Raw genomic sequence first — 14296 nt, 5'->3', positions numbered from 1 at the left:
AGAACTTTTTCACCGCAACTTAGATTGGCACTCCCACATTTTTCGATGGAAAAACGTGGTTGTCTCGCACATTTTCCGATGGAAAAACGTGGTTGTCTCGCACATTTTCCGATGGAAACGCCCAAATGGCCTTATACTAGCCGAGAGGGTTGGGAGGCAATATGCAACGACAGCTTATGAGTGAACTTATCGCCTGGAAATCAAGGGCGAATCGCAAACCTCTCTTGCTTAAGGGAGCCCGCCAGACAGGAAAGACTTGGCTTCTTAACGAATTCGCAAGCCAGCAGTATCGAAACGTCATTCGTTTTGACTTTATGCTCGAGCCGAGCGCACGCTCGCTGTTCGATGGGGACCTCGACCCCAAGCGCATCATCTCCCAGATAGAGCTCCTACGTGGCCAAACCGTAACGCCGACAGACACGCTCATCATCTTCGACGAGATACAAGAGGCGCCACGCGGGATCACCTCGCTCAAGTACTTCAACGAGCTTGCACCCGAATACCACATCGTAGCAGCCGGTTCCTATATGGGCCTCGCGCTCCGACGCGAAAACGAGTCATTTCCCGTCGGCAAAATCGACCAGCTCACCATGCGTCCCATGGGGTTTGCCGAGTTCGTTCGCGCCGTCGACGGCAACCCGCTCGCCGACGCCATCCTTGCCGCAGACATGAACCTTCTAGCAAACGTCACCGAAAAGCTCGTGCACTTGCTCAAGGAATACCTTGTTGTCGGTGGTATGCCCGAAGTTGTCTCCGCTTTCGCCGAGACACGCGACTTCATTGAAGCCCGAAGGCTTCAGCAGCAAATCATCGAGGCTTACGAATCCGATTTTGGCAAACATGCACCCGCCCGCATCGTCGAGCGCATGAGGTTGGTTTGGAAATCCCTTCCTGGCCAGCTTGCCAAGGAGAACAAGAAGTTTGTCTATGGCGCCCTTCGCCCCGGAGCGCGCGCACGCGATTTTGAGGAAAGCCTCCAGTGGCTCACGGACTACGGAATCGTTCATAAGGTGCCACGTGTTTCCGCTCTAAAGGCACCGCTCTCGAGCTACGAAGACCTCTCGGGCTTCAAACTGTTCTGCATCGACACCGGCATCCTCGGAGCGCTCTCCGGTCTCTCTCCGGCCATCGTTCTTAACGGATCCGCTGTTTTTACCGAGTTCAAAGGTTCGCTGACCGAACAATACGTCGCGCAGGAGCTTTTGCTCCAGGACAAAACTCCCGTGTATTGGTCCTCTACCTCTGGCAATGCCGAAACCGACTTTGCCATCGACCATGCGGGAACCGTGCTTCCGCTTGAGGTCAAGGCGGCAGAGAACCTTAAAGCGAAGAGTCTGAAAATAGCCTGCGAAAAATTCAAACTCGAGCGTTGCGTGAGGAGCTCTCTGGCGGCATATAGAGACGAGGACACGCTCGTCAATATTCCGCTTTGGGAAATTGGGCAAATCGACAAACTGGCATAAAGGCTGCGGAGGCGCTCAGCAAGGACTGTCCCCAGGTGCCGGCAGAAAAAAACGTCCCTAGGTGCCGGCTGTTGAGTTGCGGTGGAATAGGGACTGGTTGGGGCCCGAAAGGGCGATTTTAGTCCGCATTTCACCGCAACTTAAGAGGGGATGGTTAAAGGGCGCTCAGGCTCGGGGTCCAGGCGATGGTGGGAGTCGCGCCGTCGAGAACCTCGTTGATGGTGGCGGCCATGCCGGCGAGGAGGCTGTTCTCGCTTACGGTGAGCGCATCGTAGCCACCGGCGCGCATGAGCTCGCGAATCACCACGGCGCCGGCCAGAATCACGCCCGCGCGCTTGGGCTGCACGCCTGGCAACGCGGCAATGCTCTCCACGTCCAGCGTGGACATGCGCTCGATAGCGGCAGAAATCTGCTCCATCGAAAGCTCGCGCAGGTGCACAAAGCTCGAGTCGTACGGCTCCAGTTCGTGGACCAGCGCCACGAGCGTAGTGACGGTACCGCCCACCGCGACCAGGCGCTCTGCACGCTCATAATTGCTCGGCAGGCCCTCAAAATAGGCGGAGAACTGCTCGCCCGCCCACGCGGCGGCAACCGCGAGCTCGCCGTCCGCGGGCGGCAGCGCCGAGAAAAACCGCTCCGTCACGCGACGGCAACCGATGTCCAGCGAGCGCGTTCCCTCCAGCGCAAAGACCCCGCGCTCCGGAGCGTATACGCCCGTCGCGAGCTCCGTGGAGCCACCGCCCGAATCGGCGACGATAATGCGTTCACCGGCAAAGTCGTGCGCCACGCCAAAAAATGTCAGGCGTGCCTCGACCTCGCCCGGAATCACCTGCGGTTCAAGCCCCAGCTCGCGCAGGCCGTCCAGCAGCAGTGCGGCGTTGGACGCATCGCGCGCGGCACTCGTGCAGGTGGTGCAGACGCACGCGGCCCCAAAGGTGCGCGCCTCGTCCACAAACATGCGGCATGCGGCGAGCACGCGCTCGACCGCCGCCTCGCAAAAGCGGCCCGTCGCGTCCACGCCCTCGCCCAAGTCGGTGATCTCGGTATGCTTGAACGATTCCACGATCGCCCCGGCCTCGACCTGCGCCAGCACCAGTCGCGACGACACCGTTCCCAGGTCGATCGCGGCCACCTTATATCGTTTGCAATCTGCCATTGCGGGCTCCCCTCCGGGCGCTACTCGCCTACTCGCCGCTGGACGCGACCGTCTGGCCCTCGACGCCGTTAAATCCAAACAGCATATCGAGCGTCTGGATGTACCACGGTGCGTCCTTGCCGACCTCTTCGATTTCCTTGGCCACTTCACTGGCCTTCTTGGCGTTTGAGGACTTTTTGCTCGACGACGAGTCCGAATCGTCGTCCAAACCTAGCACGTCAATCTTCTTCTCGCCGGGCATCACCAGGCCCAGGTCCTCGGACGCCGCGTCCTTGATACCCTCCTCCGAGAGCAGCTTGTCGACGCTTTTTTGCAGCTCATCATTGTATTGCTGGCGAATCTCGACCTGCTTGGCCAAGATGTCGCTCGAGCGTTTTGCCACGTACAGGTCGCGTACGGGAAAATACAGGCTCACGAGCGCCAGCGCCACCACGATACCGATAAACAGCGGACGCAGAGAGCCATGCGTAAAGTCATAGATCGCCTTGACCACCGCATTGTCGTTGGCGTAGCGCATAAAGTCCGAGCCCGAAAGACGGCTCGAAGGCCTGCTCGACCTGTCGTGTGCCTGAGTCGAGGGACGCGACGTATGCGACGAACGTGCCGGGCGCACCGGTCCATCTGTCGAAGTATTCACTTGAGCATTGGGGCGCGAGGTACTTGTCGGGCGCTGCACGGGGCGGTCGACGCCGGCGTAGGCGGGCCCACCGAGCTGCACCGTGCGTGCACGGCGAGGCGACGGCTCGCGTGAACCGGCGGAATAGTACCTGTTGTCGTAAATCTGATCCATGTGCGCCTTGTGCGGTTGAGGTTTGTTTGCGCTAAGTCCTTTAGTTATAGCACGAGCGCCCGCACCGCCTTCGCCAGCCTTTGCTCGACATAAAAAAGGCGCTGAGCCATATGGCCCAGCGCCCACAGCGCTTTGCGGCGTCCAGCCAAGGCGGGGCGGAACCGAGTCAGCCTCCTCCTCGCCAAATTCGCCCGTTTAGCGAATGTTGTAGAACGCGGCCTTGCCGGCGTAGCGCGCGCTGCCCTCGAGCTCGTCCTCGATGCGAATGAGCTGGTTGTACTTGGCGATACGGTCGCTGCGGCACGGGGCGCCCGACTTGATCTGGCCGGCATTGACGCCCACGACCAGGTCGGCGATCGTGGAATCCTCGGTCTCGCCGGAGCGGTGACTCACGATGCAGGCGTAACCGGCCTCCTTGGCGGTCTCGATGGCCTCGAGCGACTCGGTGAGCGTGCCGATCTGATTGACCTTGACCAGGATCGCGTTGGCGGCACCCAGCTCGATGCCCTTCTTGAGGCGCTCGGTGTTGGTGACGAACAGGTCGTCGCCCACCAGCTGCACCTTGTTGCCAATGCGGCGGGTAAGCTCAACCCAACCGTCCCAGTCCTCCTCGGCCATGCCGTCCTCGATGGAGATGATGGGATAGGTGTCGACGAGCTTCTCCCAGTAATCAACCATCTGGGCACTCGTGTACTCCACGCCCTCGCCCTTGAGCTCGTACATGCCGGTCTCGGCGTTGTAGAACTCGGTCGAGGCCGGATCCATGGCGTACATGAAGTCGACGCCGGGCTTAAAGCCAGCCTTCTCGACGGCCTTGGTAATGTACTCGAACGGCTCGGCATTGGTCTTGAGGTTGGGCGCAAAGCCGCCCTCGTCGCCCACGCCGCCGCCCAGGCCCGCCTCGTGCAGCACGCCCTTAAGGGTGTGGTAGACCTCGGCGCACCAACGCAGGCCCTCGGCAAAGCTCGGGGCGCCCACCGGCATGATCATGAACTCCTGGAAGTCAACGTTATTGTCGGCATGGACGCCACCGTTGAGGATATTCATCATAGGCGTGGGCAGCAGGTGGGCGTTGACGCCGCCCAGGTACTGGTACAGCGACAGGCCCGCCGACTCGGCAGCGGCGCGGGCGACGGCCAGCGACACGCCCAGGATGGCGTTGGCACCGAGCTTGGTCTTGTTGGGGGTACCGTCCGCGGCAATCAGCGCGGCATCGACGGCGCGCTGGTCGAAGGCGTCGAGGCCCACGACGGCGTTAGCGCACTCGTTATTGACGTGCTCGACGGCCCGAGAGACGCCCTTGCCCAGATAGCGGCCCTTGTCGCCATCACGCAGCTCGCAGGCCTCAAAGGCGCCGGTCGAAGCGCCCGAAGGCACCATCGCGCGGCCGAAGCTGCCGTCCTCGAGCACGACCTCGACCTCGACGGTGGGGTTGCCGCGGCTGTCGAGTACCTCGCGACCGTAGACATCCAAAATATCGCTCATGTTGTCTCCCTCTCACTTGGAAACGGGTTGAATGCTTGGCGACACGGCTTGCACGCTACAGCGGCGCGCAGGTTCATAAGTTAGCCTTATCGCACTTTTTGCATTATGCCCTAAGTTAGCCAAGGGATACAATCTTTTTGAAAAATAATAGGGGCGATGAGAAAGTCCGTCCCGTCGCCCCCGCAGTCTTACTCCTCTGCCTTTGCGGCATCCCAGAGGTCATTGAGGCCGTGGGTCGAAAGCTCGGCCAGATCCACGTGGGCGTCGGCCGCCATCTGCTCCATCGCGGCCCAGCAGCGGCGGAACTTTGACGTGCTGGCACGCAGGGCGCTCTCGGCGTCGATTCCCTCCTTGCGCGCAACGTTGACCAGGGCAAAGAGCAGGTCGCCAAACTCCATCTCGCGCTCGGGCGAGCCGGGAGCCTCGGCCTCAAACTCGGCACGCTCCTCAGCGACCTCGTCCCACACGTCCTGGACCGTCTCCCACTCAAAGCCCACGGCAGCCGCCTTGCGCGACACCTTCTGAGCCTGCATCAGCGCCGGCAGGTGCGTGGGCACACCGTCGAGCAGACCCTCGGGTGCGGCCCCGCCTGCCGCCACGGCCTGGTCTTTGGCGGCCTTCTCGGCAAGCTTGACCTCGTCCCAAATCTTGAGCACCTCGTCGGAGTTGTCGGCATCCGCATCGCCAAACACGTGCGGGTGACGACGGATGAGCTTGGCGTCGATATCGCGCGCCACATCGGCAAGCGTAAACTCGCCGGCATCCGCCGCAATCTGCGCATGCAGTACGACCTGCATGAGCACGTCGCCCAACTCCTCGCGCAGATGCGCCACGTCGTCCGCCTCAATGCAATCGAGCGCCTCGTAGGCTTCCTCGATCATGTTCTTGCCAATGCTCTGATGCGTCTGCTCGCGGTCCCACGGGCAGCCGTCGGGCTGACGCAGGCGCCAGATGGTCTGCACCAGATGCTGCAGCTCGGCCGACGCGTCTACCAGCGTGGACAGGTCGCGCGAACCCTCGGCATTTTGCTGAGCCATATGCTCGGCCATGGTTAGTCCTCCCCCATGATCACATGGCGGAACGCGCCGCCCTCGTAGACGCCGTAGCTATGTGTGCCGTCCTTGGGGATGCTCACGCTGCCGGGATTGAAGAGCCACAGACCCGGGTGCGCGGCGCTTTCCTCGTTAACCTTGATGTGCGTATGGCCGTAGACGAGCGCGGAGCCCTCGGGCAGCGCGGGCGCGTGGTCAACGCTGTTATGCATGCCGGCGCCAAAGACGTGGCCGTGCGTCAGGAACAGCTCGCGACCGGTCTCGTCGAACAGCGTGGCGTAGTCCGCCATGACGGGAAAGTCGAGGACCATCTGGTCGACCTCGGCGTCGCAGTTGCCGCGCACCGCGATAATGCGGTCGGCCAGGGCGTTGAGCAGCGGAATCACACGTTTGGGGGCGTAGTCGCGCGGCAGGTCGTTGCGCGGGCCGTGGTAGAGCAGGTCACCCAGCAGCACGATGCGGTCGGGCTGCTCGGATTCGATGGCGGCGACCAGGCGCTCGGTCCAGTATGCCGAGCCGTGGATGTCGGAGGCGATGAGGTATTTCATGGGGAGTCCTTTCGGAGTGGGGCTGATGTGGCCGGGCGCGAGATGTCGCCGGCCGCGCTATTCAAATCGCAGTGCCGAGGCTTGTGCCGCCCGCATCACGCGCTGGAGCGGCACGTTATGCTCGCGGGCAAGACGGGCGCAGTCCTCGTACTCGGGCGCCGCACGCTCACTGCCGTCGGGCAGGGTGGCTACTTTGACGGCCACCTCGCCCCAAGGCGTCGTCACCTGCTCGAATCGGCGCGGCAGGCAAACGCGTTCCATCACCTGGCGACGAACGGCGTTGGTCGTGGTTTCCAAAAAGATAATCGTCTGCAGGCGTTCGATATCCTCATGCGAGCAAATCACCTGCAACTGCCATCCGGGGCGGCCCTTTTTGCAGTAGAGGGGCAGCCAGTGCACCTCGCGGGCGCCGGCCTCGCGCAGGCGGTCGGCGGCGTAGGCGAGCACCTCGGGCGACGCGTCATCGATGTCGCACTCCAGCTTGACGATAGTTTCGGGCGCATCGGTCTCGCGGGACAGCGGAGATGTACTTCCACGTTGCATACAGTCCGAATCCTTTCCGCACGGGCTCGTTTTATTCACCCAAACGCTAGCACATCGGACGTGGCACAGGCGTGACTTTCGTCCGTCGCCGCCCTCACCCCTATCCAAACGTGTACGTCAGCCTCCAAACATGTCATTTTTTGTCGGTTTTGGAGGCTGACGTACACGTTTTGGAGCGAGGCCGCACACGATCAGAATTGCGCCCGCACTCCGTCCACCACAAAGTTCGCCGCACTCAACAATTTTGGACTTTCTACGCAGTTCATCGACCAAAAATTACCCTCGGCATACTTACCCGCTGCACGATGTTACTCTAGTTGCATTTGGCTAACTAAGCGGCTGCCGAGGACCCCGCCCGGCATCGTTACGGCATAGGAGGTTTCATGTTCGAGAAGCGGCTCTTCTCCCTGGTTCCGCAGGCAACGCCCTACATTATGGCAAGCGTCCTGTTTAAGTGGATCGCGCTCATGGCAAACATCACGGCGATGTGGGTGCTTGCGCGCATCTTGGGCGGCATCGTCACGGACGGCCTTTCCGCCGCGCTCGCCGTCGATGCCCTCGCACAGGCGGCCCTGCCGCTCGCCGCCGCCATCATCGTGCGCGCCGCCTCCATCTACCTGGCCCAACGCGCCGGCGACAAAGCCGCGTTCGAGGCCGTCCGCCGCGTGCGCTCGTTCGTCTACGACAAGCTCACCGCACTCGGCCCCTCCTACACCGAGACCGTCCCCACCGCCGAGGCCGTCCAGACCAGCGTCGAGGGCGCCACGCAACTCCAGGTGTACTTTGGCGGCTACCTGCCGCAGCTCTTCTTTGCCGGCTTGGCACCCATCACGCTGTTTGTACTGCTCGTGGGCCAAGCGGGTCTTCCCGCCGCGCTGCTGCTCGCCTGCGTTCCGGTCATCCCCGTCTCCATTATGATGGTCATGCGCAACGCCAAAAAGATCAGTGCCGAGTACTGGGGCAGCTATGTCGATCTTGGCGGCATGTTCCTGGAGGCCGTGCAGGGTCTCACCACCCTTAAGGTCTACCAGGCCGATCGAAGCTGGCACGAGCGCATCAACGCCGAGTCCGAGCGTTTCCGCACAGCGACCATGCACCTGCTGGTGATGCAGCTGCGCTCCATTTGCGTTATGGACCTGGTCGTCTATATGGGCGCCGCGCTCGGCATTATCGTGGCCGCACTGCAGCTCGCCACGGGCAAGATCGGCTTTGAGGCTGCCTTCCTCATCGTCTTTCTGTCACAGGAGTTCTTTTTGCCTATGCGCCGCCTGGGATCGCTGTTCCACACGGCCATGAACGGCATGGCCGCCTCGCGCCGCATGTTTGGCATTTTGGATACGCCCGAGCCCGAGCGCGGCGATGTTGAGCTTGATGGTCGCAGCGATATCGAGCTCGCAGGCGTGAGCTATGCCTACGGCGACCGCACGGTGCTGGACAGCGCCAGCGCGACCATTGCGCACGGCTCGCTCGTGGCACTCGTGGGCGAAAGCGGCGGCGGCAAGTCCACGCTCGCGGGGATTATCGCGGGCCGCAAGGACGCCTACCGCGGCAGCGTGCGCATTGGCGGCGTCGAGCTGCGCGATGTCACGGCCGCCTCACTCATGCGCGCCGTCACGCTGGTGCCCACCAACGGCTACCTGTTTGCCGGCACCCTGCGCGACAACCTGCTGCTCGCCCAGCCCAACGCCACCGACACCGAGCTTTTGCGCGCGCTCGACCGCACGCGCGTGGCGGCCTTTGTGCGGGCCAACGGCGGGCTCGACATGGTGATTAACGAGGGTGGCACCAACCTTTCGGGCGGCCAGCGCCAGCGCGTGTGCATGGCCCGCGCCCTGCTGCACGACTCGCCCATCTATGTGTTTGACGAGGCGACGAGCAACGTCGATGCCGCAAGCGAGGCCGCGATCGGCGAGGTCATCGCGTCGCTTGCCGGCGAGCACACCGTAATTGTGGTGGCGCATCGCCTGTCGACGATCGTGGACGCCGACCAGATTCTGGTGCTGGAGCGCGGTCGCATTGCCGAGCGCGGCACCCATGATGAGCTCCTGTCGGGCGCGGGCGCCTATGCGCGCATGTGGAACAGCCAGGAGCAGCTCTCGGCATATGCGTATGCGGAGGGTGATGCCGAGGATGCCGGCGCGGTTGAGGCTGTTGACGGCAGCACCGCCCGTACCGATGGCCTCAACGGTGCCGGCTCGTCTTCCGCTGCCGCGGCGCCTGACTCCGGCCGCGCCCGTCGCTCGGCGCCGTCCATCATGTGGCGCATGATGGGGCTTGTCCGACCGCTTGCCGGCTGGCTTGTGCTAGCCGTCGCGCTGGGCAGCATTGGCATGCTCACCGCCGCGTTCGTGCCGGCCTTTGGCGCCCTCGGCCTTATGGCCGCGCTGGGCCGCAACGCCTTGGGGCTTGGTCTGATCGCAGCATGCGCGGCCTGCGCCGCCTGCGGCATCGCACGCGGGCCGCTCCACTACGGCGAGCAGCTCTGCAACCATTACATCGCATTCCGTCTGCTCGCGCACGTTCGCGACCTGGTGTTTGGCGCCCTGCGCCAGCTCGCCCCCGCCAAGCTCGAGGGCCGCGGCAAGGGCGAGCTCGTGAGCCTGGTCACCTCGGATATCGAGCTGCTCGAGGTCTTCTACGCGCACACCATCTCGCCCATTGCCATAGCTCTGGTCTGCACCGTTGTGTTTGAGGGCTTTTTGCTGGCTGTGAGCCCCGAGCTCGCGGGCATCGCGCTCGTGGCCTACGCGGTCCTGGGCGTGCTGCTGCCCCTGATCTCGGCCAAGGCATGCGGCACCACCGGCCACCAGAGCCGCGAGGGCGCCGGTAAGCTGGGTGCCTTTGTGCTCGACAGTCTACGCGGCGCGTCCGAGACTATCCAGTTTGCCGGTGGCGCCGATCGTAGCCGTGCCCTGGGCAATCTGACCGAGCAAGTCGGCGCCGTGGACGCGCGCCTCAAGCGCCGCCAGGCGGCCAGCGAGGCCGTAGCCGATGCGCTTATTCTTGCGGTCAATCTGGTGATGCTCGGGCGTGCGCTGCAGCTGGTGGCTGCGGGAATGATTGACTTTGCCGCAGCGTTTGTCGCCGTCTTTACCTTTGTGTCGTCGTTTGGCTCGGTGATGGCCGTGAGCCGCCTGGGCGCCTCACTTCAGGAGACGCTCGCCTCGGGCGCACGCGTGCTCGATTTGCTCGACGAGCAGCCCCAGTGCGCCGAGGTCGCCGATGGACAGGACGTTGAGTTTGCCGGAGCCGCAGCCGAGCATGTGAGCTTTAGCTATGCGGGCGGCGTGGACGCGGGCGGCGCCGACGCCACAGAGCAGGCCGCGAACGACCCCGCTGCGAGTCTCATCCTCGACGACGTGACCTGCACCTTTGCGCCCGGCACCATGACCTGCATCATGGGGCGCTCGGGCTCGGGCAAGTCGACGCTGCTTAAGCTGCTCATGCGTTTTTGGGACCCCGCAGCTGGCACCATCACGGTGAGCGGCATCGATGCCCGCCACATCAACACGGCGAGCCTGCGCAGCCACGAGGCCTATATGACCCAGGACACGCATCTGTTCTGCGGCACCGTACGCGAGAATCTGCTGGTTGCGCACGCCAGCGCCACCGATGCCGAGCTGCTCGACGCTTGCCGCTCCGCTTCGCTTACCGCCCTCATCGACCGCCTGCCGCAGGGTCTCGACACGCCCGTTGCCGAGCTGGGCGACTCGCTTTCGGGCGGCGAGCGCCAGCGCATCGGCCTTGCGCGCATCTTCCTCAACGACGCACCCTTCATCTTGCTCGACGAGCCCACCAGCGCACTCGACGCTCTCAACGAGGCAGCCGTAATGCAGGCCGTTGACGAGCTCAAGCGCCGCGGCAAGACCATTGTGCTCGTAAGCCACCGTGCCAGCACCTGCGCGTTTGCCGATTGCTCGCTTTCGGTCGAGCACGGGAGGCTGAGCTAATGGCGCGCCCGGTCGACACGCCGGAGCTGGCGCGCAAACGTGCACGCGAGGCCCAGATGGTGTCGCAGATGATTGCACTGTGGTGCCGCGGGCATCATCGCGGCGGCCACGAGGGTAAGCAGGCTCCCAACGGCGAAAAGCCCACTCGCGTCAAACTCGGGCTCCGAACCGTTACGCTCTGCCCCGAATGCGCCGAGCTGCAGAAATACGCCATCGCGCGCATTGAGCACTGCCCGCACATGGGCACCAAGACATTTTGCTCGGCCTGTCCTTCGCATTGTTACCGGCCTGCCATGCGCGAGAAGATCCGCGAGGTCATGCGCTGGTCGGGACCGCGTATGATCCGCTATCGTCCCGTCACCGCCGTGCGGCACGCGATTATAACCGTGCAGTCCAAACGAGCGGCGACACGAAGCAAGTAGTCGCCGGCGCCGGCACGCGCTGCCCCGCCTTTCCACTCGATTTCGGCACCCGGCGTGCGCGGCGTGTTGAGAGCTGCACCATTACAATGGAGCGGATTCACCAAATGCAAAGGAGTCGCCATGCCCGCCTGCCCGCTGGTCGATTGCCATACTCATACCTCGTTCTCGGACGGGCACGCCTCGTTCGAGGACAACGTCCGTGCCGCTGCTGCCGCCGGCTGCCGCGTCATGGTCTCGACCGACCACCTTACCCTGCCCGCCAGTATGGATGCTAACTGCGAGGTGCAGGTCGTCGAGGGCGACTTGCCGGCACATCGTTTGGCCTTTGAGGACGCCCGCAAACTCGCCGCGCAGATTGCGCCGGAGCTCACCTTTATCTACGGTTTTGAATGCGATTGGTACGAGGGCTGCGAGCCCTTGGTAGAGCACTGGTCCCAGGGCGCCGTCGTACGTCTGGGCAGCGTGCACTGGATTGGCAACCCGGACGATATTGCGGCAGGCGCCGCGGGCACGGCAGGGACAGAGGACGTCGCGCGCCCCGATACACCCGATTCCCTTTGCGGCTGGATCGACGACGATACCAACTTGCATGTTTGGGAAAACTTAGGCGTGCGCGGCGTGTGGGAGTGCTACGTCGACGACTGGTGCCGTGCTTGCGAAAGCTCACTCAACTTTGACGCGATGGCCCATCCCGACCTGGTCATGCGCTTTTCGAAGGACGGCTTTGCACCCGACTTTGACCCCGCGCCGTTTTGGGAGCAGATGGCCGAATGCGCCCACGATACGGGTCGCCGCGTTGAGGTCTCGACCGCCGCACCGCGCAAGGGGCTCGACGATTACTACCCCGCGACCGGGCTGTTGCGCCGCTTCGCCCATGCCGAGGTGCCCATCACCTTTGGCTCGGACGCGCACCGCGCCTGCGACATCTGCTGGAACATCCGCGAGGCCCAGGCCCACGCCTACGACTGCGGCTACCGGGCCTTCGATATCCCCCACCCCACCGGCGAATGGGAATCCACGCCCCTCGCCTAACTAGTCGTTTAAGAACGTCCCCAATGACTAGTGGCGGCGGGCGTTGAGTTCGCCGGCCAGTTCGTCGAGGGTGATGCCGTAGCGCTCGAGCGTCACGAGCAGGTGGTAGATCAGGTCGCCGGCCTCGTAGCGGATGTGATCGTGGTCGTTATCCTTGCAGGCCATGATCACCTCGCTCGCCTCCTCGGCAAGCTTCTTGAGAAGCTCGTCCTCGACGTCGGTCAGCAGACGCGCGGTATAGCTCTCCTGCGGCGATGCGTCGCGACGACCGTGAATCACCTCGGCCAGTCCCGTCAGCGTCTCACCGATGTTTCCCGGCTGCACGTTAGCTGTTCTGACTCCCATGGTTATTTCCTCTCGTTACTGCAGCGTAAAGTAGGTACCGGTCTCATCGAACCGAGGCTTTGCGCCCTTTTTCTCAAAGAACTCGACGATGACGGCATGGGCCTCATTGAGCCTTTCCTTCTCGGCCTCGAGCCAAAGCGACTGCGCCCCGCAGGCATCAGTCAGGTGCACGCGGCATGGCACGCCCGCGCGGAGGAGCTCGGTGTTGCATTCGGCGACCTCGAACGGCGTCACGACTTTCATCGCACTCCCCCTTCCACGCGCTTAAAGAAGCAGGTACGGTTGCTGGTATGGCAGGCCGGGCCCGGTGAGTCCACCTTGACCAGCAGCGTATCGCTATCGCAGTCGGCCCAGAGCTCCTTGACCTCCTGCATGTTGCCACTCGTCGCGCCCTTGTTCCAGAGCTCCTGACGGCTGCGACTCCAAAACCACGTGGTCCCGGTCTTGAGCGTCAGCCCCACCGATTCCTCGTTCATCCAAGCAACCATAAGCACCTCACCGGTGTCATGCTGCTGAACCACGCAAGGAATCAGCCCGCGGGCGTCGTACGTAAGTTTTGAAGGATCGGTTATCTCTTCCATTTCTCTCCCCAAATTCAAACTTCGCAGGTCGGCGAGGGTTGTCCAGGTGCCCGAGATTCCGAGCGACAAGCCCGACGACGCGTACTTAAAGTACGCGAGCGACGGTTTGAGCGGCAAGATGCGGTGCCTGGGCAAGCCGCAGCACTAGAAGTCCAGCCTCACAGGGATGCCTTGGCTGGCCATATACTCCTTCACCTGGCGAATGCTGAAAGTTCCAAAGTGAAAGACGCTGGCCGCCAGCACGGCATCGGCCTCGCCCTCGATCACGCCCTCGGCAAAATGCTCGAGCGTGCCCACGCCGCCGCTTGCGATCACCGGGATCGGCACCGCGCGCGCCACGGCGCGGGTGAGTGCCAGGTCGAAGCCAGCCTTGGTGCCGTCGCGATCCATGCTGGTGAGCAAGATCTCACCGGCGCCGCGACGAGCCGCTTCCTCGGCCCACGCCACCGCATCGATACCCGTGGCGTTGCGACCGCCCGCCGTGAAGACCTCCCACTTGTCGGCATCCGGCTGACCGGGCAGGCCCACGCGCTTGGCATCAATCGCCACGACCACGGCCTGGCTGCCAAACGCCGCGGCGGCCTGGCTGATCAACGACGGATCGCGCACGGCGGCAGAGTTAAGCGACACCTTGTCGGCACCGGCGGCAACCATGGTTCGCATGCCCGCCAAGTCGCGGAAACCGCCGCCCACGGTATAGGGAATAACGAGCTCCTCGGCCGCGTGCGCCGCCATCTCGATGGTCGTCGCGCGGTTGTCGCTCGTCGCGGTAATGTCCAGGAAGACGACCTCGTCTGCACCCTCGCGGTCGTAGGCGCGCGCCAGCTCCACCGGGTCGCCAGCATCGCGCAGGCTCACAAAGTTGACGCCCTTGACCACGCGGCCGTCCTTAACATCCAGACAGGGAATCACGCGTTTGGCAAGCATGG

At 63.3% G+C, this 14296-nt stretch carries 14 protein-coding genes; 4 read left to right on the top strand and 10 right to left on the bottom strand.

Annotated elements, in window-relative coordinates; all coding sequences use genetic code 11:
• The first annotated feature begins 176 nt into the window (after window positions 1-176).
• Complete coding sequence (locus DW661_RS07320; protein WP_233547475.1) at window positions 177-1463, top strand: ATP-binding protein; 1287 nt, start codon at window positions 177-179, stop codon at window positions 1461-1463.
• Between the two features lie 154 nt (window positions 1464-1617).
• On the opposite strand, the gene DW661_RS07315 is transcribed toward DW661_RS07320, so the two are convergent.
• The 6 genes from DW661_RS07315 to larC form a co-directional block, all read right to left on the bottom strand.
• Complete coding sequence (locus DW661_RS07315) at window positions 1618-2619, bottom strand: hypothetical protein (protein WP_117802783.1); 1002 nt, start codon at window positions 2617-2619, stop codon at window positions 1618-1620.
• A 28-nt stretch (window positions 2620-2647) separates the two neighbouring features.
• On the bottom strand, window positions 2648-3409 hold the full coding sequence (locus DW661_RS10345; protein ID WP_233547474.1) for a septum formation initiator family protein: 762 nt from the start codon (window positions 3407-3409) through the stop codon (window positions 2648-2650).
• A gap of 195 nt (window positions 3410-3604) precedes the next feature.
• On the bottom strand, window positions 3605-4894 hold the full coding sequence (eno, locus tag DW661_RS07305; protein ID WP_117629967.1) for a phosphopyruvate hydratase: 1290 nt from the start codon (window positions 4892-4894) through the stop codon (window positions 3605-3607).
• Window positions 4895-5082: 188 nt separating this feature from the next.
• A complete protein-coding gene (mazG, locus tag DW661_RS07300; RefSeq protein ID WP_118935217.1) occupies window positions 5083-5943 on the bottom strand; it encodes a nucleoside triphosphate pyrophosphohydrolase in 861 nt (286 codons plus the stop codon).
• A 2-nt stretch (window positions 5944-5945) separates the two neighbouring features.
• Window positions 5946-6494: a phosphodiesterase gene (yfcE, locus tag DW661_RS07295; RefSeq protein WP_118237131.1), complete on the bottom strand. Its 549-nt coding sequence runs from the start codon at window positions 6492-6494 to the stop codon at window positions 5946-5948.
• A 57-nt stretch (window positions 6495-6551) separates the two neighbouring features.
• The gene (gene larC, locus DW661_RS07290) at window positions 6552-7037 is read right to left on the bottom strand and encodes a nickel insertion protein (RefSeq protein ID WP_118935215.1); all 486 of its coding nucleotides are present in this window, start codon (window positions 7035-7037) and stop codon (window positions 6552-6554) included.
• 383 nt (window positions 7038-7420) lie between these two features.
• On the opposite strand from larC, the gene DW661_RS07285 reads away from it, so the two are divergent.
• From DW661_RS07285 to DW661_RS07275, 3 genes are all read left to right on the top strand, one after another.
• The gene (locus DW661_RS07285; protein WP_118935213.1) at window positions 7421-10987 is read left to right on the top strand and encodes an ATP-binding cassette domain-containing protein; all 3567 of its coding nucleotides are present in this window, start codon (window positions 7421-7423) and stop codon (window positions 10985-10987) included.
• On the top strand, window positions 10987-11409 hold the full coding sequence (locus DW661_RS07280) for a nitrous oxide-stimulated promoter family protein (protein WP_118206261.1): 423 nt from the start codon (window positions 10987-10989) through the stop codon (window positions 11407-11409). The genes DW661_RS07285 and DW661_RS07280 overlap by 1 nt, the downstream gene beginning before the upstream one ends.
• 120 nt (window positions 11410-11529) lie before the next feature.
• Window positions 11530-12441 (top strand): PHP domain-containing protein, encoded by a 912-nt coding sequence (locus DW661_RS07275; RefSeq protein ID WP_118206262.1) that lies wholly within the window; start codon window positions 11530-11532, stop codon window positions 12439-12441.
• Between the two features lie 27 nt (window positions 12442-12468).
• Here the strand turns inward: DW661_RS07275 and hisE are convergent, their stop codons facing one another.
• The 4 genes from hisE to hisF all read right to left on the bottom strand — a co-directional run bounded on the left by hisE (window position 12469) and on the right by hisF (window position 14294).
• A complete protein-coding gene (gene hisE, locus DW661_RS07270; protein WP_117583614.1) occupies window positions 12469-12786 on the bottom strand; it encodes a phosphoribosyl-ATP diphosphatase in 318 nt (105 codons plus the stop codon).
• A gap of 15 nt (window positions 12787-12801) precedes the next feature.
• The gene (locus tag DW661_RS07265) at window positions 12802-13029 is read right to left on the bottom strand and encodes a hypothetical protein (RefSeq protein WP_117772820.1); all 228 of its coding nucleotides are present in this window, start codon (window positions 13027-13029) and stop codon (window positions 12802-12804) included.
• The gene (hisI, locus tag DW661_RS07260; protein WP_118935211.1) at window positions 13026-13367 is read right to left on the bottom strand and encodes a phosphoribosyl-AMP cyclohydrolase; all 342 of its coding nucleotides are present in this window, start codon (window positions 13365-13367) and stop codon (window positions 13026-13028) included. Before hisI ends, DW661_RS07265 begins: the two co-directional genes overlap by 4 nt.
• 144 nt (window positions 13368-13511) lie before the next feature.
• Entirely contained in the window at window positions 13512-14294 is a 783-nt protein-coding gene (hisF, locus tag DW661_RS07255) for an imidazole glycerol phosphate synthase subunit HisF (RefSeq protein ID WP_089573592.1), read from the bottom strand.
• Window positions 14295-14296 lie beyond the last annotated feature (2 nt).

The organism is Collinsella sp. AM24-1 (genome assembly GCF_003470325.1).
In the GTDB taxonomy this organism is placed as follows: domain Bacteria; phylum Actinomycetota; class Coriobacteriia; order Coriobacteriales; family Coriobacteriaceae; genus Collinsella.
This window is presented reverse-complemented; position numbering and strand designations above follow the sequence as displayed.